The sequence below is a fragment of the Streptomyces sp. NRRL F-6676 genome (genome assembly GCF_000725625.1).
Lineage (GTDB): Bacteria > Actinomycetota > Actinomycetes > Streptomycetales > Streptomycetaceae > Streptomyces.
In genome coordinates, this window is the sequence record NZ_JOHS01000029.1 from 13,790 (window position 1) to 35,028 (window position 21,239).

General features: G+C 72.7%; 22 protein-coding genes and 1 riboswitch. Of the genes, 13 read left to right on the forward strand and 9 right to left on the reverse strand.

Annotation, left to right across the window (positions count from 1 at the left end; translation table 11 throughout):
• Positions 1 to 7: 7 nt before the first annotated feature.
• Positions 8 to 361, reverse strand: coding sequence for an ArsR/SmtB family transcription factor (locus tag IO29_RS18800; protein WP_030381086.1), 354 nt, complete (start codon positions 359 to 361; stop codon positions 8 to 10).
• Between the two features lie 171 nt (positions 362 to 532).
• A riboswitch (cobalamin riboswitch) is annotated at positions 533 to 745 on the forward strand.
• A gap of 28 nt (positions 746 to 773) precedes the next feature.
• Here IO29_RS18800 and IO29_RS18805 point away from each other — a divergent pair.
• The 4 genes from IO29_RS18805 (at position 774) to IO29_RS18820 (ending at position 4,977) form a co-directional block, all read left to right on the forward strand.
• Entirely contained in the window at positions 774 to 1,988 is a 1,215-nt protein-coding gene (locus tag IO29_RS18805; protein WP_234307585.1) for a Nickel transporter NicT, read from the forward strand.
• 210 nt (positions 1,989 to 2,198) lie between these two features.
• Positions 2,199 to 3,026 (forward strand): molybdate ABC transporter substrate-binding protein, encoded by an 828-nt coding sequence (gene modA / locus IO29_RS18810; protein WP_030381088.1) that lies wholly within the window; start codon positions 2,199 to 2,201, stop codon positions 3,024 to 3,026.
• Positions 3,023 to 3,877 carry a molybdate ABC transporter permease subunit gene (gene modB, locus IO29_RS18815; protein ID WP_030381089.1) on the forward strand — a complete coding sequence of 285 codons (855 nt, stop codon included), beginning with the start codon at positions 3,023 to 3,025 and terminating at the stop codon, positions 3,875 to 3,877. Before modA ends, modB begins: the two co-directional genes overlap by 4 nt.
• A complete protein-coding gene (locus IO29_RS18820) occupies positions 3,874 to 4,977 on the forward strand; it encodes an ABC transporter ATP-binding protein (protein WP_030381090.1) in 1,104 nt (367 codons plus the stop codon). Before modB ends, IO29_RS18820 begins: the two co-directional genes overlap by 4 nt.
• Positions 4,978 to 5,044: 67 nt before the next feature.
• Here the strand turns inward: IO29_RS18820 and IO29_RS18825 are convergent, their stop codons facing one another.
• On the reverse strand, positions 5,045 to 5,998 hold the full coding sequence (locus tag IO29_RS18825; protein ID WP_030381091.1) for an aldo/keto reductase: 954 nt from the start codon (positions 5,996 to 5,998) through the stop codon (positions 5,045 to 5,047).
• Positions 5,999 to 6,193: 195 nt separating this feature from the next.
• Between IO29_RS18825 and IO29_RS18830 the strand changes: the two genes are divergently transcribed.
• Positions 6,194 to 7,090, forward strand: coding sequence for a helix-turn-helix transcriptional regulator (locus tag IO29_RS18830; RefSeq protein ID WP_030381092.1), 897 nt, complete (start codon positions 6,194 to 6,196; stop codon positions 7,088 to 7,090).
• Here the strand turns inward: IO29_RS18830 and IO29_RS18835 are convergent.
• Positions 7,050 to 8,603 (reverse strand): hypothetical protein, encoded by a 1,554-nt coding sequence (locus tag IO29_RS18835; protein WP_030381093.1) that lies wholly within the window; start codon positions 8,601 to 8,603, stop codon positions 7,050 to 7,052. The genes IO29_RS18830 and IO29_RS18835 overlap by 41 nt on opposite strands.
• A 196-nt stretch (positions 8,604 to 8,799) precedes the next feature.
• On the opposite strand from IO29_RS18835, the gene IO29_RS18840 reads away from it, so the two are divergent.
• Complete coding sequence (locus tag IO29_RS18840; protein ID WP_030381094.1) at positions 8,800 to 9,828, forward strand: sporulation protein; 1,029 nt, start codon at positions 8,800 to 8,802, stop codon at positions 9,826 to 9,828.
• 53 nt (positions 9,829 to 9,881) lie between these two features.
• On the opposite strand, the gene IO29_RS18845 is transcribed toward IO29_RS18840, so the two are convergent.
• Positions 9,882 to 10,334 (reverse strand): ATP-binding protein, encoded by a 453-nt coding sequence (locus tag IO29_RS18845; RefSeq protein ID WP_030381095.1) that lies wholly within the window; start codon positions 10,332 to 10,334, stop codon positions 9,882 to 9,884.
• Positions 10,335 to 10,491: 157 nt separating this feature from the next.
• On the opposite strand from IO29_RS18845, the gene IO29_RS18850 reads away from it, so the two are divergent.
• The gene (locus IO29_RS18850) at positions 10,492 to 11,346 is read left to right on the forward strand and encodes a helix-turn-helix domain-containing protein (protein WP_030381096.1); all 855 of its coding nucleotides are present in this window, start codon (positions 10,492 to 10,494) and stop codon (positions 11,344 to 11,346) included.
• Positions 11,343 to 11,588, forward strand: coding sequence for a DUF397 domain-containing protein (locus IO29_RS18855; protein ID WP_030381097.1), 246 nt, complete (start codon positions 11,343 to 11,345; stop codon positions 11,586 to 11,588). The genes IO29_RS18850 and IO29_RS18855 overlap by 4 nt, the downstream gene beginning before the upstream one ends.
• A gap of 6 nt (positions 11,589 to 11,594) precedes the next feature.
• Here IO29_RS18855 and IO29_RS18860 read toward each other — a convergent pair whose 3' ends face one another.
• Together IO29_RS18860 and IO29_RS18865 are read right to left on the reverse strand one after the other, a co-directional pair.
• On the reverse strand, positions 11,595 to 12,215 hold the full coding sequence (locus IO29_RS18860) for a TetR/AcrR family transcriptional regulator (protein WP_030381098.1): 621 nt from the start codon (positions 12,213 to 12,215) through the stop codon (positions 11,595 to 11,597).
• A gap of 111 nt (positions 12,216 to 12,326) precedes the next feature.
• On the reverse strand, positions 12,327 to 12,896 hold the full coding sequence (locus tag IO29_RS18865; RefSeq protein WP_030381099.1) for a TetR/AcrR family transcriptional regulator: 570 nt from the start codon (positions 12,894 to 12,896) through the stop codon (positions 12,327 to 12,329).
• 94 nt (positions 12,897 to 12,990) lie between these two features.
• Between IO29_RS18865 and IO29_RS18870 the strand changes: the two genes are divergently transcribed.
• Entirely contained in the window at positions 12,991 to 13,686 is a 696-nt protein-coding gene (locus IO29_RS18870) for an SDR family oxidoreductase (protein ID WP_030381100.1), read from the forward strand.
• A gap of 81 nt (positions 13,687 to 13,767) precedes the next feature.
• Here the strand turns inward: IO29_RS18870 and IO29_RS18875 are convergent, their stop codons facing one another.
• Both IO29_RS18875 and IO29_RS18880 read right to left on the reverse strand, forming a co-directional pair.
• Positions 13,768 to 14,517 carry an SDR family oxidoreductase gene (locus IO29_RS18875; RefSeq protein ID WP_030381101.1) on the reverse strand — a complete coding sequence of 250 codons (750 nt, stop codon included), beginning with the start codon at positions 14,515 to 14,517 and terminating at the stop codon, positions 13,768 to 13,770.
• Positions 14,518 to 14,663: 146 nt separating this feature from the next.
• Entirely contained in the window at positions 14,664 to 15,584 is a 921-nt protein-coding gene (locus tag IO29_RS18880; protein WP_030381102.1) for a helix-turn-helix transcriptional regulator, read from the reverse strand.
• Positions 15,585 to 15,747: 163 nt separating this feature from the next.
• Here IO29_RS18880 and IO29_RS18885 point away from each other — a divergent pair, with 163 nt between their 5' ends.
• Both IO29_RS18885 and IO29_RS18890 read left to right on the forward strand, forming a co-directional pair.
• A complete protein-coding gene (locus IO29_RS18885) occupies positions 15,748 to 16,764 on the forward strand; it encodes a zinc-dependent alcohol dehydrogenase family protein (RefSeq protein ID WP_030381103.1) in 1,017 nt (338 codons plus the stop codon).
• A 119-nt stretch (positions 16,765 to 16,883) separates the two neighbouring features.
• Positions 16,884 to 17,297, forward strand: a complete 414-nt coding sequence (locus IO29_RS18890; RefSeq protein WP_030381104.1) for a (R)-mandelonitrile lyase — start codon at positions 16,884 to 16,886, stop codon at positions 17,295 to 17,297.
• Between the two features lie 185 nt (positions 17,298 to 17,482).
• On the opposite strand, the gene IO29_RS18895 is transcribed toward IO29_RS18890, so the two are convergent.
• Positions 17,483 to 18,409 (reverse strand): LysR family transcriptional regulator, encoded by a 927-nt coding sequence (locus IO29_RS18895; protein WP_030381105.1) that lies wholly within the window; start codon positions 18,407 to 18,409, stop codon positions 17,483 to 17,485.
• Between the two features lie 175 nt (positions 18,410 to 18,584).
• Between IO29_RS18895 and IO29_RS18900 the strand changes: the two genes are divergently transcribed.
• Both IO29_RS18900 and IO29_RS18905 read left to right on the forward strand, forming a co-directional pair.
• Positions 18,585 to 19,328, forward strand: coding sequence for an SDR family oxidoreductase (locus IO29_RS18900; protein WP_030381106.1), 744 nt, complete (start codon positions 18,585 to 18,587; stop codon positions 19,326 to 19,328).
• A 397-nt stretch (positions 19,329 to 19,725) separates the two neighbouring features.
• Positions 19,726 to 21,222, forward strand: a complete 1,497-nt coding sequence (locus IO29_RS18905; RefSeq protein WP_030381107.1) for a sugar transferase — start codon at positions 19,726 to 19,728, stop codon at positions 21,220 to 21,222.
• Positions 21,223 to 21,239: the final 17 nt, after the last annotated feature.

The following is a 21,239-nucleotide window of genomic DNA, read 5'->3' on the forward strand; positions in this document are numbered from 1 at the left end:
AGGCGGTTCAGGTGGTTCTGACCAGTTTCAGAAGGTCCAGCATCACCGGGTCGATCACCCGGTACCGCACGATCCGTCCCTGCCGCTCCCCCGCCACCACCTCCGCCGTCCGCAGCAGCCGCAGCGCCTGCGAGACCGCCGGGTCGTTCATGCCCGTGGCGATGGCGAGGTCGGAGACGGCGAGCGGTCCCGTCCGGTCGAGCGCCAGCAGGAGGGAGAGCCGGCCGGGGTCGGCGAGCAGGGAGAAGCGGTCGGCCCAGGCGCGTACGGCCTCCGGCTCGCCGATGGCGGCGATGGCCTCGCACACCCGGTGGCCGTCGATGGTGCGCCGGTCGGCACGGTCGGCGGGGACGAGATGCATGCGGGCATTGTTCCAGGCGGACGACGGGCGGTGGCCGGTTCCGGGCTTTCGGATCGCCCGCGTGCGCCCGGCAGCGTCTGCGTGATCTGCCCCGCCTGCGGTACCCACCTGCGATACCCACCTGCAATACCTGCGCAGATATGCAGTCTTGCAGGTATCGGCGGGCGCCCCCTATGGTGGCCGGGCCGTGGTGCTCGGGAAGACCGGTGCAGGCCCCTTTCGGGGGGTCGAGTCCGGAGCGGCCCTCGCCACTGTGATCGGGTAGTTCCCGTCCCGTGCCGCCCTCGGGTGGCGCCACTGGTCGTGCGCAGGCACGGCCGGGAAGGTTGGGGCGGGCGCGTCGACCCGTCAGCCAGGAGACCGGCCACGGCATCTCACGAAGTGATCCACGAGGTGCTGGAGCGTGATGCGAATGGCCCTGCCCGCGCGCCCTTCCGGGCAGACATCGGCGACCCCCGCGGCCGCCTCGACCCCTGCGACCGACGCGGCCGACGCGCTGGACCCGGCCGACGTGGCCGCCCCGGCCGACCCGGCTCCCGGGACTGCCGTCCCCACCGTCTCCTTCCGCTGGCGGCGCGAGGACACCGTCCGTACCGCCGGGCTGCTGGCGGTGATCCTGGCCCTGCACGTGGTGGCGTTCGGGGTGCTGTTCCTGCTGGTGGCGCCCGCGCACTACGAGGTCGGCTCCAAGGCCTTCGGCATCGGACTCGGCATCACCGCCTACACGCTCGGCATGCGGCACGCCTTCGACGCCGACCACATCGCGGCCATCGACAACACCACCCGCAAGCTCATGGCCGACGGCAGGCGTCCGGTGTCGGTCGGGTTCTGGTTCGCGCTGGGGCACTCCAGCGTGGTGGTGGTCATGGCCGCGCTGGTGGCCGGCGGCACGGCCCTGGCGGGCACGCTGCTGGACGACGGCTCGTCCACGCACCAGGTGCTCGGCGTGGTCGGCACCACCGTCTCCGGCGGTTTCCTGTACCTGATCGCCGCGCTGAACCTTCTCGCGCTGCTCGGCATCCTGCGGGTGTTCCGGGCGATGCGGACCGGAACGTACGACGAGAAGGAGCTGGAGGCCCACCTGGACTCCCGCGGCTTCATGAACCGCGTCCTCGGCCGCCTCACCCGCTCCATCAGCCGCCCCGGACAGATGTTCCCGCTCGGCTTCCTCTTCGGGCTCGGCTTCGACACCGCGACCGAGGTGACGCTGATGGTGATGGCGGGCAGTGGCGCGGCGGCGGGACTGCCCTGGTACGCGGTCCTGTGCCTGCCGTTGCTGTTCGCCGCCGGGATGAGCCTGTTCGACACACTGGACGGGACGTTCATGAACTTCGCCTACCAGTGGGCGTTCTCCAACCCGGTGCGCAAGGTGTTCTACAACCTGACGATCACGGGGTTGTCGATCGCCGTCGCGTTTCTGATCGGGACGATCGAGCTCGTCGGTGTGCTGCACGAGAAGCTGGACCTGACGGACTCCGTGACGGGGTGGATCGCGGGGCTGGATCTCGACAACGTCGGGTACGTCATCGCCGGGCTGTTCGTGGTGGTGTGGGCGTTGGCCCTCGCCTACTGGCGGCTGGCCCGGGTCGAGCAGCGATGGGGGCCGCGGGCGGCCGACGGCAACTGAGGGGGCGCCCGGCCGGGGCTTTCGCCCCCGCCGCCCCTGCCGTTGCGCGGTTCCCCGCGCCCCTGAACGCGGCAGGAAGGCATGTGCCAGGTCTTCTCCGCCCTCGCCGTCGCTCCTGCTGGCGATCTGGTTCCCTCTGCCTTGTATCTGCGAGAATATGATCAGGGTGGCCATGAGGTGTGACGCCCAGGCAGAGGGAGACCTTCAGTGATGACCCGTATGTCCCGCCGTGCTCGCCGGCGGGTGTTCGCCGGGGTCGGTGTCGCCGCCGTGCTGGTGGCGGCCGGTGCCTGTTCCTCCGATTCCGGTTCCGACGGCTCCGACGGCTCCGGCGGTGCGAGCGGCGGCGCCTCCGCGAAGGTCTCCGGGGACGTGACCGTGTTCGCGGCGGCCTCCCTCCAGGAGAGCTTCACCGCGCTGGGGAAGACGTTCGAGAAGCGGTACCCGGGCACGAAGGTCACCTTCAACTTCGGCGGCAGCGACAGCCTCGCCGCCGGGATCACCGGCGGCGCCCCCGCCGACGTGTTCGCCTCCGCCAGCCCGAAGACGATGAAGACGGTGACGGACGCCGAGGACGCGGCCGGTACGCCGTCGACCTTCGTGCGCAACCGCCTGGAGATCGCCGCCCTGCCCGGCAACCCCGACAAGATCTCCTCCCTGAAGGACCTGACGAAGTCGGGGCTGAAGGTCGTCCTGTGCGCCAGGACCGTGCCGTGCGGTGCGGCCGCGCAGACGGCGCTGGAGGCCAGCGGCCTGAAGCTCACCCCCGTCTCGTACGAGCAGGACGTCAAGAGCGCGCTGACCAAGGTGGAGCTGAAGGAGGCCGACGCGGCCGTCGTCTACCGCACCGATGTGAAGGCGGCGGGTGACAAGGTGGAGGGCGTGGAGTTTCCCGAGTCGGCCAAGGCCGTCAACGACTATCCGATCGTCCGGCTGAAGAACGCCGGGAACGTGGCCGGGGCCAAGGCGTTCATCGCGCTGGTGAAGTCGGCGGAGGGCCAGAAGGTGATGAGCGCGTCCGGGTTCCTCTCGCCGTGACGGCCGGATTCCGGCGGGCGCGACCGGCCGGGGGCGGCCGGCGCACGGGCGCCCCGCTGCCGGGCGGCCGGCGCGCCGGTGCCCCCCTGCCGTTGCTGCTCCCCGCCCTGGTGGGTCTCCTCTTTCTCCTGCTGCCGCTGCTCGCGCTGCTGATCCGGGCCCCGTGGCGGGAGCTGCCGGACCAGCTCACCAGCGCGCAGGTGTGGCAGGCGCTGCGGCTCTCGCTGCTGAGCGCGACGGCCGCGACCGCCGTCAGTCTCGTCCTCGGCGTGCCGCTGGCCTGGCTGCTGGCCCGTACCGAGTTCCCCGGGCGCGGGCTGCTGCGGGCGCTGGTGACGCTGCCGCTGGTGCTGCCGCCGGTGGTGGGCGGTGTGGCGCTGCTGCTGGCGCTCGGCCGCAACGGCGTGGTCGGGCAGTGGCTGGACGAGTGGTTCGGGATCACGCTGCCGTTCACGACGACGGGCGTGGTGCTGGCGGAGGCGTTCGTGGCGATGCCGTTCCTGGTGATCAGCGTGGAGGGCACGCTGCGGGCGGCCGACCCGCGCTACGAGGAGGCGGCCGCCACGCTGGGGGCCTCCCGGTTCACCGCCTTCCGCCGGGTCACGCTGCCGCTGATCGCGCCCGGCGTGCTGGCGGGCGCGGTGCTGGCCTGGGCGCGGGCGCTGGGCGAGTTCGGGGCGACGATCACCTTCGCCGGCAACTTCCCCGGCCGTACGCAGACGATGCCGCTCGCGGTGTATCTGGCGCTCCAGAACGACCCGGCGGCGGCGATCGCGCTCAGCCTGGTGCTGCTCGCGGTGTCGATCGCGGTGCTGGCCGGGCTGCGCGACCGCTGGCTGACGGCGTCATGAGCACGGTGGGCGGGCCGGTGGAGGCCGTACGGACCGGCGAGGGCCTCGACGCGCGACTGCTCGTCGACCGCGGCTCCTTCCGTCTCGACGTCACGCTGACCGCCGCGCCCGGCGAGGTGGTCGCGCTGCTCGGCCCGAACGGCGCGGGCAAGACGACGGCGCTGCGGGCGCTGGCGGGTCTGGTCCCGCTGTCCGACGACGGCAGCGGCAGTGGTGGTGGCCGGCTGCGGCTGGACGGGGTGACGCTGGACCGTACGCCGCCCGAGTCCCGCCCCGTCGGCGTCGTCTTCCAGGACTATCTCCTCTTCCCGCACCTGACCGCGCTGGACAACGTGGCGTTCGGGCCGCGCTGCCGGGGGGCGTCCAGGGCGGAGGCGCGGGCGCAGGCCGCCGAGTGGCTGGCACGGCTGGGCCTCACCGAGCACGCGGGCGCCAAGCCGCGCCGGCTCTCCGGCGGCCAGGCGCAGCGGGTCGCGCTCGCCCGGGCGCTGGCGACCCGGCCCCGGCTGCTCCTCCTCGACGAGCCGCTGGCCGCGCTGGACGCCCGGACCCGGCTGGAGGTGCGGGCCGAACTGCGGCGCCGGCTGGCCGAGTTCGAGGCGGTCGCGGTGCTCGTCACGCACGACCCGCTGGACGCGATGGTGCTCGCCGACCGGCTGGTCGTGGTGGAGGACGGCCAGGTGGTGCAGGAGGGCCCGCCGTCCGAGGTGGCCCGGCATCCGCGAACGGACTACATCGCACGGCTGGTCGGGCTGAACCTGTACCGGGGGGAGGCCGAGGGGCACACCGTACGGCTGCTCGACGGGGGGCCGTCGATCACGACGACGGAGGAGCTGTCCGGCCCGGCGTTCGTGGCGTTCCCGCCGAGCGCGGTCACGCTGCACAGCGAGCGCCCGGTGGGGGCCAGCGCGCGCAACCTGTGGCGCTGCGAGGTGGCGGGCCTGGAGACCCACGCCGACCAGATCCGCGCGGACCTGTCCGGCGACCTCCGCGTCCTGGCCGACCTGACGACGGTCTCCGCGGCCCGGCTGGACCTGCGGCCCGGCGCGACGGTCTGGGCGACGGTGAAGGCGACCCAGACGCACGCGTATCCGGCGTGACGGGGAGCGCGCCGCCGCGCCCCGGCCTCACGTCTCGCGCACCGGCCTCACGTCTCGCGCCCCGGCCTCACATCTCCTGCTCCCACCAGCCGCGGGTGTCGACGTCGGCGGCATCCGCCAGTGCCTCCAGTTCCGCGATCTCCTTGTCGGCGAGTTCGATGCCGCGCGCGCGGACCAGCCCGTCGACGTGACCCGCCTTCGTGACCCCGATGATCGGGGTGGTGCCCTTGGCGAGGGCCCAGGCGGTGGCGACCTCGGCGGCGGACGCGCCCCGGTCCTCGCCGATCGCCGCCATCCGGTCCGTCAGCGCCCGCAGCTGGGGCAGGATGCCGTTGTAGACGTCCGCCCGGCTGCTTCCCTCCGGCAACGGATTCGCCGGGCCGTACCTGCCGGTCAGCGCGCCTTGTTCGAGGACCATGTAGGAGAAGAACCGCACGTCGTGCTCGCGGCAGTGGTCCAGGATGCCCGCGCGCTCGGAGCCCCGGTGCAGGAGGCTGTAGTGGTTCTGGACCGCCTCCACGCGGAACCCGGCCTCGCCGAGGATCCGGTCCGCGAGAACGATCTCCTCCAGGTTGTGGTTCGAGACGCCGACATGCCTGACGGTGCCGCTCTCCAGCAGCGGGATCAGGGACGGCGTCCAGCGTGCGACGTCGGCGGGGTTGTGGATCCAGAAGAGGTCCACGTAGTCCGTACGCAGCCGGTCGAGGCTCTGCGCCAGCATGTCCGCGACCGGGTCGTCGCCGTCGCCCGCCAGCTGCGGGGTGAACTTGGTCGACAGCTGGTACTCGCCGCGGTGACGGCCCGCCAGTGCCTGGGCGAGGGTGCTCTCCGAGCGGCCCATGCCGTACGCCACGGCCGTGTCGTACAGGGTGAACCCGTTCGACTGCGCCTTCTCGACGACCTCTCGCAGGCCGGGCTCGCTCAGCGGACTGCCGAAGTAGCCGTCGCCCGCCTCGCCGCTGTCGCCCCAGGCCCAGGTGCCCAACGCCACCGCCGGCACCGTCAGCGCCTTGCTCGTCATGTTCCACCTCTGTTGTTCGTCGCTCGTCGTTCGTCGCTTGTCGTTCGTCGCTTGTCGTTCGTCGTTCGTCGCCGGGATCGCGTCGGAACGTCCGAACTCAGGAGACCGTGAGCGCCGCCACCGGAGAAGGTCGCGTTCATCGGGGGTACAAGCTCAACCCCCCTGGCGCTGTGACCGGCGCTTATCCTCAAGGACATGGACCGACAGCCCGGAGACACCGGAAACACCGGAAACCGCGGCGAGATCCGGGACTTCCTCACCGGCCGGCGCGCCAGGATCACCCCGGCCCAGGCCGGACTGCCCACCAGCGCCCGCCGCCGGGTCCCCGGGCTGCGGCGCGAGGAGGTCGCCGTCCTCGCCGGCGTGAGCACGGAGTGGTACACGCGGCTGGAGAAGGGCCACATCAACGGCGTGTCCGAGGACGTCCTCGACGCGGTCGCCCGCGCGCTGCGGCTGGACGACGACGAACGCACCTACCTGTTCGACCTGGCCCGGTCCTCGCGGCACACGAGTCGTACGCCGTCGCGCCGCCGGGACGTCGAGATCCCGCCCCGGGTCACGTGGCTGCTCGACTCCATGACGATGTCCTCGGCGTTCGTACGCAACGGCCGCACGGACATCGTCGCCTGCAATCCCCTGGCACGGGCCCTGCTCGCGCCGATGTTCGACAGCGGCACCGTCGACGGGCACGGCCGCCCCAACCTCGCCCGCTACATCTTCCTCGACCCCGGCGCACCCGACTTCTACGTCGACTGGGAGGCCGCCGGCAGTGCCACCGCCGCCCTGCTGCGCGCCGAGGTCGGGCGCGAGCCCCGTGACCGGGCGCTGCGCGAACTCGTCGGCGAGCTGTCCACGCTCAGTCCGGAGTTCCGCGGCCAGTGGGCCGCGCACGACGTCCTGATGCGCCACGACGGCGTCAAACGGCTCGAACACCCCGACGTCGGCCGCCTGGAACTGACCTTCCAGTCCCTCGACCTGCCCCTGTCGGACCGGGCCGTGCACGACCTGGTCCTCTACACCGCCGAACCCGGCACCGCGTCCGAGGACCGTCTCAGACTGCTGGCGAGCTGGTCGGCCACACCGCGCCCGTGAAAGGGGCGCGGGGAACCGCGCGAGAAGTCGCCACCCACACCCACACGCCCCCGTACCGATGGACCGCCCACCCGTGGGCGAACCCCGGCGGATCAGCACCCGGCGCCACGAGCACCGCCACCGGCATCCGCGCCGCCGCCCGCACGATCTCCCCCTCCGTGCTGTTCTCGTTGTGCCCGGCGACCTGCGCGGACCCGCACCCCGTGTAGTACGCGACGGGAATCGCCTCCCGCCCCGTCAGCAGACACGGCGGCCGCACACCCAGCGCGTGCAGCTCGCTCGCCGTACGCGCCCACGCCCGTCGCCCCGCCGCCGACCGCTCCACCACCCCGTCGAGCACCGCGTACTGCACCGCCAGGTGCCCGACGAGCCCCGCCGCGACCAGCACCCGCGCGGCCGTACGCCACCGTCCGGACCCGGCGTCCACCAGGCGCAGCACCGCGACGGCGACCGGCAGCGCGAGCAGCACGTAGGCCGGGAGCAGGAAGCGCGGCGCGGCGTAGCCGATCATGAGCAGGTAGGGGGCCGCGACGGTCACGGCGCAGGCCACCGGCGTCAGGACGGCCGCCCCCCGCCGGGCGCGGACCGCGACGACGACGCCGAGCGCGGCGAGCGGCGGCAGCGCGTACCACCAGGCCGTGACCCCGACCGCCGGCAGCGGTCCGGCGCACGGCCGGCACAGGGCGCGCCCGGCGAGGCCGCGCAGTTGGTCGTCGAAGGCGAGGTTCCAGCCCAGGCCGCCCTGGATGCGGGAGGCGTCGGCCAGACGGCGGCCGAGCCCGCCGTAGGCGGCGTACGCCTCGACGACCCACTCGACGGCCCCGGCTGCCAGCCCGCCCGCCAGTACGAGCACCGGCAGCGGCCGCCTCGGACGGCGCACCACCGCGAGGACGAACAGCGGGACCGTCGCCCACACCGCGTCCGTCGGCCGCATCCACGCCATCAGGGCCGCGCTCGCGCCCAGCCCCCACAGCGCGGCGCGGTCGTCGCCGTCGGCGCGGGCGCGCAGGAGGCAGCCGGTCGCGGCGAGGGCGCCGTACGCGACCCACAGGTTGGGCATGGCCTGCGGGCCGTAGAAGAGGGTGACCCACAGGGTGGCGAAGAGGGCGCCCGCGAGGGTGAGGACGCGGGTCGGGAGCAGTCCGCGCCAGACGCGCAGCGCGAGGTACAGGCCGAGGCCGGAGAGGGCCGCCAGGTAGACCCGCAGCAGCACGGTGGACGACGTCCAGGAGGCGACCGGCGCGACCAGCAGCGTCACCCCGCGGGCGCGGGGCGCGCTGAAGAAGGCGGCCGGGGCGTGGTCGCCGACCTGGCTGACGTACACGGTCTCGTCCCAGCCGAGCCCCAGGTCGGGCCGTACGAGGGCGAGTTGGGCCACGGTGAACAGGGCGGCAACGGCCGCGAGCGGCAGCCGGCCGCGCCGCCGGAGCGGCGGGGGGCCGGCCGGACGGGGTGCCGGCCGGCCGGCCCGACGGCGGACGCCGACGAGCGTGTCGTACGCGTCCTGACGCACCAAGACCTCCATGGAAACCTGGCGAACCAGGACAAATTAACCCACCTCTCCGACGGATGCAGCGCGAGCGGGCGGGACGTGCGCCGCCTGCGCACCGCGTGCGTCACTCGTACGAGGGCGTTTGGGAACTCTTTTACCTGGCGCGGCAGTTGTGATCTTGACGGTCTCGACGTGAGTGAAAAGGAGCGACACCGGCATGGTGTTCAAACGGCTGCTCGGAGCGATGGGCGTGGGCGGTCCCTCGGTGGACACGGTCCTGGACGGCGGGGACGGCGGCGGCGTGGCCGTGCGGCCCGGGGGCGTGCTGTCCGGCCAGGTCCGGCTGGAGGGCGGCGGCTCGGCCGTGGAGATCGAGCACATCGCCCTGGAGCTGCTCGCGCGCGTTGAGGCCGAGCACGAGGAGGGGGAGAGCGAGGGCACGGTCGCGTTCGAACGCTTCGTCGTCGGCGGGGGCTTCCGGCTCGACGAGGGCGAGCGGCGCAGTGTGCCGTTCCAGGTGACGCTGCCGTGGGAGACGCCGGTCACGGAGCTGTACGGACAGCCGCTGGGCATCGTGCTGGGCGTGCGGACGGAGCTGGCGGTGGCCGGCGCACGGGACAAGGGCGACCTGGATCCGCTGACCGTGGCGCCGCTGCCGGTGCAGGAGGCGGTCCTCGAGGCGTTCGGGCAGCTGGGCTTCGGGTTCCGGTCGGCGGATCTGGAGTACGGCCACATCGGGGGGACGGGGCAGCGGCTGCCGTTCTACCAGGAGATCGAGCTGACCCCGGCACCGGCGTACGCGCACGCGATGAACGAGATCGAGCTGACGTTCCTGGCCTCCCCCACCGGGGTGGAGGTGGTCCTGGAGGCGGACAAGCGCGGCGGCCTCCTCTCCGGCGGCCACGACGCGCTGACCCGCTTCACGGTCGCCCACCAGGACGCCTCGGTGCGCGACTGGAACGCCGAGGTCGACGGCTGGGTCCGCCAACTCGTCGAGCACCGCGAGGCATACGGCTCGCACGCGTCGTACGGCCACGACGCCCTGTACAGCACGCACCACGACCACTACGGCCATCACGGCAAACACGGCTCGGGCGGCCCCGGCATCGGCACGGCGGTCGCCGCGGGCGCGGCGGGGCTGGCGGTCGGCGTGGTCGGCGGCATGGTCGCGGCCGAAGTCGTCGACGAGATCGGCGACTTCTTCGAGGGTGACGACGACGGCGACGACGGGGGCGACGAGGACTGAGCCGGCGCCGGGCGGAGCCGTGACGACAGCCGCGACTACGGCAGTCGCGGCTGTCACTCCCGCGCCGACAGCTCCAGTTCCGCCCGCACCGTCTTGCCCACGGGGACGCGGTCCAGGACCGTCCAGCGGGTCGCGAGGGCGGTCACGAGGAGCAGTCCTCGGCCGCCCTCCGCGACCGGATCGGCGGCGGTCGCCGCCTCCGGGGGCGGCGGGCGGCGTTCGCCGCGGGTGTCCGACACGTCGATCACCAGCGTGTACGGGTCCAGTCGCAGCACCACCTCGATGTCCCGGCCCGGCACGCAGCCGTGCGTCACCGCGTTCGCCGTCAGTTCCGCCACGAGCAGTGCCGCCGTCTCGGAGACGGCCGAGCCGTACGGGATGCCCCAGGCGTCCAGTCGGTGCACGGCGAGATGCCGGGCCAGGCGGGCACCTCGCGGTGTGGAACTGAACCGCTGCCTGAACACACGTACGGTAACCGGGGCCCGGGGAGTGGGGGTTGGTCGCATGCGGCCCATCTGACCTGCGATCACACGACCTACACCAGATCGGGCACCCATACGCTCGGTCAGCGTATGGGTACGCACGGTGGACAGTAGAGGTCACCATCCGTGACCATGCCGCCGTTGGGGTGGTTGGCGGGTTGGATGTGCGGGAGGTGTCCTCATGGTGGACAGCACGGGTGGTATCGGCTCCGGAAACAGCGAACCGGAGGTCTCCGACAGCCTCAAGACCTTCGGCGAGGTCGTCAAGGCCTTCCGCCGACGAGCGGGGCTCACGCAGGAACAGTTCGCACCGGCGGTCCGGTACTCCGTGCCGACTGTCGCGGCGATCGAGCAGGGCCGACGGTTTCCACCGAGGGATTTCGTGGAGCGCGCGGAGGAGGTCCTCGACGGGTTCGGCACGCTGCGCAACGCTGCGCGGCACCTCTCGCGCCAACCCGGGCTGGCGAGTTGGTTCCGCCAGTGGGCCCGCCTGGAGGCGGAGGCGGTGAGTCTTTACACGTACGAATGCCGGGTCGTGCCTGGCTTGTTGCAGACGGAGGGGTACGCGCAGGCCGTGTCGCGGAGCGTCCCGCCGGTCCCCACTGAAGAAGAGGTGACCGAGCGAGTCGCAGCCCGCATGGCCCGCCATGAGCTGTTGTCCACGCAGCGCAAGCCCCCGGCCGTGTTCAGCTTCATCGTCGAACAAGCGGTGCTGGAGCGCCATACCGGTGGCGAAGACGTCACTGTGGAGCTGTACGACCACCTGTTGACGGTGATTGAGCGGAACTGGAACATCGATGTGCAAGTCATGCCCTTGCGACAGCCGGTACATCCGGGGCTGGACGGGCCACTCCAGTTGGCGGAGACACCGGACCACCGGTGGTTCGGGTATTCGGAAGGCCAGGAGAACGGTCGGCTCATCACCGACGCGAAAGAGATCAGCCGTCTTCATCAGCGCTATGCCAAGATGCGAACGCAGGCCCTAACCCCGGAAGATTCCCTGGGTCTGCTGAAGCGATTGCGAGGGGCGCTGTGAACACATCGGAACTGGCCTGGTTCAAGAGCAGCTACAGCAGCGGCGGGTCCGGCGACTGCGTCGAAGTCGCCCTGGACTGGCGCAAGTCCAGCTACAGCAGCGGCAGTCAAGGGGACTGCGTCGAGGTCGCCCCCTGCCCCGACGCCATTCACGTCCGTGACTCCAAGGTGCGGGACGGCGATCAGTTCGCCGTCTCCCCCGGCGCCTGGGCCTCATTCCTCACCTACGCCGCACGCACCTGACCACACTCACCCGGCGGCCTCGGCGACCACCGTGGCCGCCCGCTCCCGCGGCACCCCGGCCGCGATGAGCATGGCGACCGCCGTACGCGTGCCGTCGTCCGTCAGGGCGCCGGTGTTGACCGACTCCAGGAGGGCGACGGTCATCGCCTCCAGACCGGCGCTGAGCGCCGCGGCCGGGAGGTGGGTGTGGAAGACGCCGTCGCGCTGGCCGCGTTCCAGGATCGCGGTGACCGCGTCGCGCGCCGGGGCCAGGACCTCGGCGACGCGTTCGGCGCCGAGGTCGCGCCGGGCCAGGGAGAGCAGGAGCCGGTAGCGGTCGCCGACGGCCCACATCGACAGGGTGAAGTGGGCCAGGGCCCGCTCGGCCGGTTCCTCGGGGCGGCGGGCGCCGTCCTCCATCGTGGCCCGCAGTGTCTCGGACGCCTCCTCCGCCAGGGCCTCCAGGAGCGCGGCGCGCCCGGGGAAGTGGCCGAAGAGGGTGCGCCGTACGACGCCGGCCGCGCGGGCCAGCTCCTCAAGCGTGACGTCCGGATCGCGGCCCAGCTCCTGGCGGGCGGTGGCCAGGATGCGCGCCCGGTTGGACCGCGCGTTGCTCCGCACCGGTTCGCGGACGACGGGCTTGGGCACGGGCGGGACCTCGGGACAGGGATCGGCGGCGGAGGACGCCCCCATTCTGGCACGGGGCCCCGGTACGGGGGCGGCGGCAGGGCTTCCGTCCTCCGGGCGCCGTGCGCGCGGTCAGCCGTCCGACGTCAGTGCCCTGCGGGCGGCCGTGAGGATCTCCTCCGAGAGCGGGGAGTCCTTGGTGGCGCGGGCCAGGGTCAGGGCGCCGATCATCGTGCACATGCGGACGAGGCCGTCCTCCTCGTCCGTGGCGAGCGCGTCGGCGAAGCCGCGGACGCCCTCCGCGTAGACACGGTGGGCCTCGCGGCTGTCGTCCGTGCGGGCCATGTCGGTGGCGAGGCCTGCGACGGGGCAGCCGTCCGCCGCGTTGTCGCGGTGGCGCACGGAGAGGTACGCGTCGATGAGGTCGCGTCGGGCGGACTCGTCCGGTCCCGGCCGAGTGGACTCGTCCACCGGCCCGCGCGCGTACGTCCGCGCCAGTTCCTCGAAGGCGAGCGTCGTGGCCTCGTCGACGAGCGCCTCCTTCGAGGCGAACTGCTTGTAGAAGCCGCCGTGGGTCAGACCGGCGGCCTTCATCAGGTCGGCGACGCTGACGTGGACGCCCTGTTCGCGGAAGAGCCGGGAGGCGGTCTCCACGACCCGCTGCCGGTTCTCCCGCGCCTGCGCCTGTGATACGCGCCCCATCGGCCACCTCCGCTTGGATGTCGGTTGCCATCTATTCTACGCTCGCGTTAGATTTCATTCGTAATCTAACGATGATCGAGCACAGGGAGCGGACATGGAACTGAAGGACACGGTCGCCGTCGTCACCGGAGCCAACCGGGGGCTCGGCAGGCACCTGGCCACCCAGCTCGTGGCGCGCGGCGCCAAGGTCTACGCGGCCGCCCGCCGGCCCGAGAGCGTGGACGTGCCCGGGGCGGTCCCGCTCCGCCTGGACGTGACCGACGAGGAGTCGGTCCGGGCGGCGGCGCGCCTCGCCTCCGACGCGACACTGCTGGTCAACAACGCGGGCATCTCCACCGGCACGGCGCTGGTCGGCGGCGACCTGGACGCGGTGCACCTGGAGATGCGGACCAACTTCTTCGGCCCGCTCGCCGTGACCCGCGCCTTCGCCCCGGTCATCGAGGGCAACGGCGGCGGTGCCGTCCTCAACGTCCTGTCGGTGCTGTCCTGGCTGCACCCCGCGCGCACCGGGGCCTACGCGGCGGCCAAGGCGGCCGCGTGGGCGCTGACCGACGCCGTCCGCGAGGAGCTGGCGCCCCGGGGCATCGCCGTCTCGGCGCTGCACGTCGGGTACATGGACACCGACATGGCCGACTTCGTGCCGGCCGACCAGAAGGTCGACCCCGCCGAGGTCGCCGCCCAGGCCCTGGACGGGGTCGAGCGGGGCCTGCCCGAGATCCTCGCCGACGACGTCACCCGCCTCGTCAAGCAGGGCCTGGCGGCGGCACCGGCCGCACCGGCGGCGGCCTGAGCGCATACAGCCGGGAGGGCGCCGCCGGCACCGGCGGGCGGGTTCCAGCAGCCGCACCCGCTGGTCCCGGCCCCGGGGGTCTCACGGGGTGAGGCCGCTGCCTCCGCCGACGACGATGTTCTGCCCGGTGACGTAACCGGCGGCGTCGGAGACCAGGAAGGCGACCGTCTCGGCGACCTCGCGGGCGGTGCCGAACCGCCCGAAGGGAATCTGGGCGGCGGCGGCCTCGGTGATCTCCGCGAGCATCTCCGGCGGCATGCCGGACTTGGTCCAGATCGGCGTGTCGATGGCGCCGGGGCTCACGGCGTTGACGCGGATTCCCCGGGGCGCCAGCTCGACGGCCAGGGAGGGCACCATCGCCAGCAGCGCGCCCCGGCTGCCCGCGGTGACGCTGCCGCCCGCCATGCCGCGGGTCACGCCGATGCCCACGGTGAAGACGACCGAGGCGCCGTCGGCGAGCAGCGGATACGTCTTCTGGAGGGTGAAGAACTGTCCCTTCGCGTTGACCTGGAACACCTCGTCGAAGGTCGCCTCGTCGGCCTGCTCCAGGGGCACCGGGCGGGTGATGCCGGCGTTGAGGAAGAGAGCGTCGAGCGAGCCGAAGCGGGTGCGGACCTCCTCGGCGACGCGGTCGGCGTCGGCCAGGGACCGCGCGTCCGCCCGGAGGACGACGATGTCGTCGGGGAGTTCCTTCCTGGCGGCGTCGAGGGTGTCGGGGTTCTGGCCCGTGACCATCACCCGGTATCCGCGCTCGTGCAGCAGTTCGGCCGTCGCCCTGCCGATGCCGCTGGTTCCGCCGGTGATCAGGGCGGTGGGGGTGGGGGTGGACATGAGGGTGCTCCTTCGACGCGACGGCAGGTGGGGGACGCGGCACCGGAGACCACCGGGCCGCTGCACCGTCCACCTTGCCCCCGTCCCTCACCCCGCGGCCAATAGACGTTCTTCATCGGCTGGTACGGATGGCGTATCGGCACAGGTCAGCGCGGTGTGCGGCCGGTCGTCCGTCCCGGGGAGGGCGTATTCGCCGCCTCCGCCGCCTCCGCCTCCGCCGTCGCCGCCAGGGAGGCGAGCAGGCGCAGCCCCTCCTCGGAGGGCGACCCCGGCTCGGCGGCGTAGATCGTGAGGGTGAGGCCGGGTTCGGCGGTCAGCTCCAGGCCCTCGTACGCGAGGGTGAGGTCGCCGACGGCCTGGTGGCGGAACCGTTTGGTGCCGGTGCCGTGCCGGCGGACGTCATGGGCGCCCCAGCGGGTGCGGAACTCCTCGCTGCGGGTGGACAGTTCGCCGATGAGGTCGTGCAGGTCCCTGTCGTGGGGGTCGCGCCCCGCCTCGGTGCGCAGGATGGCCACCGCGATGTCGGCGAACGGCTCCCAGTCGGGGTAGAACCGGCGGGAGGCGGGGTCGAGGAACTGGAAGCGGGCGAGGTTGCCCCGGTTGTCCGGGCAGGCGTGGACGTCGGCGTAGAACGCACGGGCGAGCGGGTTGGCGGCGACGATGTCCATGCGGCCGTTGCGCACGAACGCGGGCCCTGCGGTGATCGCGTCCAGCGTCCATTGCAGGCTGCGGTGCGGCGTCCACTGCCGGGCGGTACGGCGCCGGGGGCGGGTGAGCACGTCGGAGCCGTCGGCGGCCTGGGCCAGGCGGAGCAGGTGGGCGCGCTCGGCGTCGTCGAGCTGGAGCGCGCGGGCGACGGCCTCCAGGACGGCCGGGGAGACGCCGGCGAGGCTGCCGCGTTCGAGCTTCGCGTAGTACTCGACGCTCATGTCGGCCAGCGCCGCGACCTCGCTCCGGCGCAGGCCGGGCACGCGGCGCCGGGGGCCGGTGGGGAGTCCGGCCCGCTCGGGGGTGATCTTCGCTCGCCGCGAGGTGAGGAACTCGCGGACCTCGTCACGGTTGTCCACCCCTCGACCGTACGGCCCCGAGGCGGCCCGTGGACGGGCGGAGGGATGTACCGCCGGTACACCTCTTCTCCGTGACTCGTTGCACGGACGGAAATCGGGTTACCTGAACGAGGTGGCGCTTTTCGGCCATATCCCCCGACAACCGTAGGTAAGGACCCCCCTCATGCGCGGAGCAGTGATCCATGCCCCCGGCGACGTGCGTTTCGAGACTCTCGACGAACCGAGGATCCTGAAGCCGACCGACGCGATCATCCGTACGGCCGTGACCTGCGTCTGCGGCTCCGACCTGTGGCCGTGGCGCGGCCTGGACGCGACCGACGAGGCGCATCCGATGGGCCACGAGTACGTCGGCTTCGTGGAGGAGACCGGGCCTGAGGTCACGGCGGTCCGGCCCGGCCAGTTCGTCGTCGGCTCGTTCGCCACGTCGGACAACACCTGTCCGCACTGCCGGGCCGGCTTCCAGTCGAACTGCGTGAACCGCGAGTTCATGAGCACCTGCCAGGCCGAATACGTACGCATCCCGAACGCGCAGGGCACCCTGGTCGCCACCGAGGAGGTGCCGGACGAGGAGTTCTGGCCGGGGCTCCTCGCCGTGTCCGACGTGATGGGCACGGGCTGGTGGGCGGCCGACGCGGCCCAGGTGACGCCGGGCTCGACGGCCGTGGTGGTCGGTGACGGGGCGGTCGGCCTGTGCGCGGTGATCGCGGCGAAGGAGCTGGGCGCGGAGCGGATCATCGCCATGTCGCGCCACGAGCCCCGGCAGCGGCTGGCCCGGGAGTTCGGCGCGACCGACATCGTCACCGAGCGCGGGGAGGAGGGCGTCGCCCGGATCAGGGAGCTGACCGGCGGCGTCGGCGCGGACGCGGTCCTGGAATGCGTCGGCACCGCCGAATCCATGCGGCAGGCGCTGCACTCGGCGCGGCCCGGCGGCGGCGTCGGCTTCGTCGGTGTTCCGCACGAGGTGGCGATCGACGGCCAGGAGCTGTTCTTCTCCCACGTCGGCCTGCGCGGCGGCCCCGCGCCCGTGCGCCGCTACCTGCCCGACCTGATCGACCGCGTCCTGACCCGGCGCATCGACCCGGGCAGGGTCTTCGACCTCACGCTCCCCCTGGAGGAGGTCGCCGAGGGGTACCGGGCGATGGACGAACGCCGCGCGATCAAGACGCTGCTGAAGCCCTGACCGCGGCGCCCTCCCGAGTTCCGCCCCCCGCCCCCGCCCCCTTCTCCCTCCCTGAATTCCCTCCCGCCCTCCCTGAATCCGCTCCCCTCCCTGAATCCCGTCCCGCAAGAGAGATCACCGTGCAGATCACCCGTAGTTCGCTCCACACCGTCAAGGGCCCGGCCGACTGGTTCACCGGGGACGTCTACATCGACCCCGTCGCCGCCGCGCCCGAGCCGTCCCGGCTCAGTGCCGCGCTGGTGCACTTCATGCCCGGCGCCCGCACCCACTGGCACCGCCACCCGCTGAGCCAGACCGTCTTCGTCACCGAGGGGATCGGCCTGTGCCAACGCCGGGGCGGCCCCATCGAGGTCATCCGCCCCGGTGACCGCGTCCTGTTCGAGGCGGACGAGGAGCACTGGCACGGCGCCGCGCCCCACCGGCTGATGGTCCACCTCGCGCTCAACGAGAGCGACACCGCCCACGACGTCGTCCACTGGCTGGACCCGGTCACGGACGAGGAGTACGCGGCGGCGCCGGAGGACCCGCGGTAGGCGGAACCCGGCGGTCGCGGCCGGCGTCGTGTGCGCGGGTGTCGGCCGTGCGTCGGCCGTGCGTGCGCGTGGTGCCAGGGGGACGCGTGACGCCGCGGGGGTCCGCGGACGGCCGGCCGCGCGCCGCTCGCGCGCGTGCGCGCCCGCCGGCTCGTCCGTCCGTGCGGCCGTAGGGCCCTGGTGCCTCAGCCCCCGCCCACCAGCAGCTCCTTCGCGCAGGCGCGGAAGGCGCCGAGGAGCGGGTTGGCGTCCGCGCGGCGCGTCGCGACGACCACCTGGCAGGGCTCGACGTCCTCGACGGGCACGGTGGCCAGGTCGTCGCGGGCCGAGCAGCGGCGGTCGCCGGCCGGTACGAGGGCGACGGCGCGGCCGTCGGCGACGACTTCGAGCTTGTCCTCGAACGTGTCGACGAGCATCGGCCCGATCGGCGCCCGGCTGCCGTCCGGGCGGGGATCGAGCCGCCAGAACCCGGTCCACTGCGCGACCATGCCGGCGCAGGCCACCAGGGGCTCGCCGGCGAACTCCGCCGACCTGACGCTCTCCTTGCCGGCCAGCCGGTGATCGGCCGGCACGAGGAGCGCCCGGGGCTCGTCGTAGAGGACCGTCACCTCCAGGTCGTCGGCCGGGACCGGCAGCGGTGTGCGCAGGACGAGCGCGTCGACCCGGCCGTCGAGGAGGGCGCCCGCCCCGTCCCAGTCGAGGTGCCGGGTGCGGACGTGCGCGGTGGGGCGGCGGCGCCGCAACTCCCGTACGGCGGGGGTGACGACGAGGTCCTCGACGTACCCCACGGTGAGCACGTGCGGCGGGGCGGCGTCCCGGGCGGCGGTCACGGACCGCTCGGCGGCGTGCAGCAGCGTCTGCGCCTGCGGGAGGAAGGCCGCCCCCGCCGCGGTGAGCGCGCTGCCCTGGGTGGTGCGGTCGAGCAGCCGTACCCCGAGGGTGTCCTCCAGCCGTTTGATCTGACGGCTCAGGGAGGGCTGGGCGATGTGCAGCGCCTCGGCCGCACGGGCGAAGTTCAGATGCTCGGCGACGACCGCGAAGTACCGCACCAGCCTGAGATCGAGATCCGGTACGGGACGGGAGGCCGGGAGAGGGACGGTGTGGTCGGACACGTCCCCAGCGTAACCGCCCCCGACCGTCATACCGATGGGGCATGACGGGGTGCGGAACGGGTCTTGGACGCCCCCGGCCGGACGGCTGTTGACTCGAAGGTGCCCGAGCCGGTGACGGCCGCCGGGCACTCTCCGGATTTCCCCCTTCCCCTTCCACAGATGAGGTGTGTTCGCCATGGGTTCGTACGAGGGCAGGAAGACAGTGATCGTCGGGGGCAGCAGCGGGTTCGGCCTGGCCACCGCGGAGCTGCTCGTGGGCCAGGGCGCCCAGGTGCTGATCACCGGACGCGATCAGGCCAGGCTCGACGCCGCCCACGACCGGCTCGGCGGGAAAGTGGTCGCGGTCCGCAGCGACGCCGCCTCGCTGCCCGGGATCGACGCGCTGGCCGACCGTGTGAAGGCCGAGTTCGGCACGGTCGACGCCCTGTTCGTCTACGCCGGGGTCAACGGCTTCGCCCCGTTCGAGGAGACGAGCGAGGAGCTCTTCGACGAGCTCATGACCATCAACGCCAAGGGCCCCTACTTCACCGTGCAGAAGCTCCTCCCGCTGCTGGCCGAGGGCAGCGGCGTGGTGCTCACCACCTCGGTGGCCAATGTGCTGGGCCTGCCCACGCTGAGCGCGTACGCGGCCGGGAAGGCGGCGCTGCGTTCGATGACCCGCGGCCTGGCCCGCGAGCTGCTTCCCCGCCGGATCCGGGTCAACGCGGTCAGCCCGGGGCCGATCGACTCCGGGATCCTGGAGAAGTCGATGCCCAGGGAGGCCGCGGAGGAGACCAAGGCGCAGATGGCCGCCGCCAATCCCATGGGGCGCATGGGGACGCCGGACGAGGTCGCCAGGGCGGCGGCGTTCCTCGCCTTCGAGGCGACGTACACCACCGGCGCGGAACTCACCGTGGACGGAGGCGGCACGCAGATCTGACAGGTAATCCTGTCTCAAAGCCGCTCACGAATTGCACACATCCCCTCTACACAACGGCCCCGATGGTCTAGATTGACCGTGCCTCGGACCTTCGGGTGCGAGGCAAACGGCAATGATCTTCAGGGGATGATCAATTACCGGTGATCCATTGTGGAGTTCCCCGTGTTCCACGGGCGTTCTCCGGATGTTCCACGGGTATGGATCAGCATTGCGCACACTCGGGAAAGTGGCGGGGATGTCGTGCGCGGGAGGCGGGGGCCTGCCGCGGGGAGGAACGGCGCGACACGGGGGGCGGTGCCCCCCATGAAGGGGAGGGACTGCGAGGGGCGGGGGCCTCTCGCGGTGAGCACAGTGGTGGGCGGGGCACGCCGAACCACTGGTGACCTGGGGGGTTTCTGTGCGGCAGGGGGGATTGGTCAGCCCTTTTCCGTCGGCGCGCGGGCGTCTGGCGGACGGGGTGGACGAGGCGGACGGCGGGATCAGACCGTCCGGACACGACTGGGAACAGCGCTACCGCCGTACGGTGATCATGGCCGATACGGTGGCGACCGCCCTGGTCGTGGCCGTGATCGGGGAATTCTTCGGGGCCCGGGACGCGGCCAACTGGCACGAGAAGTGGGGAATTCTCGCCTTCGGCACCGAGTTACTCGTGCTGGCCGCGCTCGGAGTGAGCCGGGCATGGGCGCCGGCGGTACTCGGCCAGGGCGCCGAGGAATTCCGCCGGCTCGGCCGTTCGCTGTTCATGGCGACGGTCGTCCTGGCACTCGGCGGTATCGCGCTCACCTCGCGCAACATCAAACTCTGGATTTTCGTCGCGATCCCCGCGATCGCCCTCGTGACCATGATCGCCCGCTATCTGCTGCGCCTCTGGCTGCACGGACAGCGCAAGGAGGGCCGGTGCCTGAGACCGGTGCTCGCCGCCGGGAACCCGGCCACCGTCCGCGATCTCATCACCCGCACCCGTAAGTTCCCGCACCTCGGCTGGCGCGTGGACGCGGTGTGCACGACGGACGGTCTCGGCCCGGACACCGACCACCTGGACGGCGTGCCGGTCGTCGGCCGGCTGACGGAGGTCGCGACCCATGTCCGCCGCGACGGCTACCGCGTCGTCGCCGTCACCCCGGACCCGCACTGGACGCCGGACCGGTTGCAGCGGCTGGCCTGGAACCTCGAGGGCAGCGACGCCGAGATGGTCGTCGCCCCGGTGCTGATGGAGGTGGCAGGGCCGCGGCTGCACGTCGACGCGGTGCTCGGCATCCCGCTGCTGCGGGTCAGCATGCCGGCGTTCACCGGGGGCCGCCGGGTGGTCAAGGAGGTCGTCGACCGGCTGGGCGCGGCGCTGCTGCTGCTGCTGTTCGCGCCGCTGATGGTGCTCGTCGCCCTGCTGGTCCTGGTGGACAGCCGGGGCGGGGTGGTCTACCGGCAGCGCCGGGTCGGCAAGGACGGCCGCGAGTTCACCATCCTGAAGTTCCGCACCATGGTCGCCGGGGCCCACCGGGCCCGTGCCGCGCTGGCCGACCGCAACGAGGGCGCCGGGCTGATGTTCAAGCTGCGCCGCGATCCGCGGGTGACCCGGGTGGGAGCGGTGCTGCGCCGCTACTCGCTCGACGAACTCCCGCAGCTGTTCAACGTGTTGACGGGGTCGATGTCGCTGGTCGGGCCCCGGCCCCCGCTGCCGGAGGAGTCCGCCGCGTACGGACCGGACATCCGGCGGCGGCTGCTGGTCAAGCCCGGGCTGACCGGTCTGTGGCAGATCAGCGGGCGCAGCGACCTGCCGTGGGAGGAGGCGGTCCGGCTCGACCTGCGGTACGTGGAGGACTGGTCGCTCGCCCTGGACACGGTGATCTTGTGGAAGACGCTGCGGGCGGTGCTCTACGGGCAGGGCGCGTACTGAGGCACGGGGCCGCCGTA

Coding starts and splice junctions, on each gene's coding strand:
- IO29_RS18800 (WP_030381086.1), bottom strand. CDS start 361: ATGCATCTCGTCCCCGCCGACCGTGCCGACCGGCGCACCATCGACGGC.
- IO29_RS18805 (WP_234307585.1), top strand. CDS start 774: ATGGCCCTGCCCGCGCGCCCTTCCGGGCAGACATCGGCGACCCCCGCG.
- modA (WP_030381088.1), top strand. CDS start 2,199: ATGACCCGTATGTCCCGCCGTGCTCGCCGGCGGGTGTTCGCCGGGGTC.
- IO29_RS18820 (WP_030381090.1), top strand. CDS start 3,874: ATGAGCACGGTGGGCGGGCCGGTGGAGGCCGTACGGACCGGCGAGGGC.
- IO29_RS18825 (WP_030381091.1), bottom strand. CDS start 5,998: ATGACGAGCAAGGCGCTGACGGTGCCGGCGGTGGCGTTGGGCACCTGG.
- IO29_RS18830 (WP_030381092.1), top strand. CDS start 6,194: ATGGACCGACAGCCCGGAGACACCGGAAACACCGGAAACCGCGGCGAG.
- IO29_RS18840 (WP_030381094.1), top strand. CDS start 8,800: ATGGTGTTCAAACGGCTGCTCGGAGCGATGGGCGTGGGCGGTCCCTCG.
- IO29_RS18845 (WP_030381095.1), bottom strand. CDS start 10,334: ATGCGACCAACCCCCACTCCCCGGGCCCCGGTTACCGTACGTGTGTTC.
- IO29_RS18850 (WP_030381096.1), top strand. CDS start 10,492: ATGGTGGACAGCACGGGTGGTATCGGCTCCGGAAACAGCGAACCGGAG.
- IO29_RS18865 (WP_030381099.1), bottom strand. CDS start 12,896: ATGGGGCGCGTATCACAGGCGCAGGCGCGGGAGAACCGGCAGCGGGTC.
- IO29_RS18870 (WP_030381100.1), top strand. CDS start 12,991: ATGGAACTGAAGGACACGGTCGCCGTCGTCACCGGAGCCAACCGGGGG.
- IO29_RS18875 (WP_030381101.1), bottom strand. CDS start 14,517: ATGTCCACCCCCACCCCCACCGCCCTGATCACCGGCGGAACCAGCGGC.
- IO29_RS18885 (WP_030381103.1), top strand. CDS start 15,748: ATGCGCGGAGCAGTGATCCATGCCCCCGGCGACGTGCGTTTCGAGACT.
- IO29_RS18900 (WP_030381106.1), top strand. CDS start 18,585: ATGGGTTCGTACGAGGGCAGGAAGACAGTGATCGTCGGGGGCAGCAGC.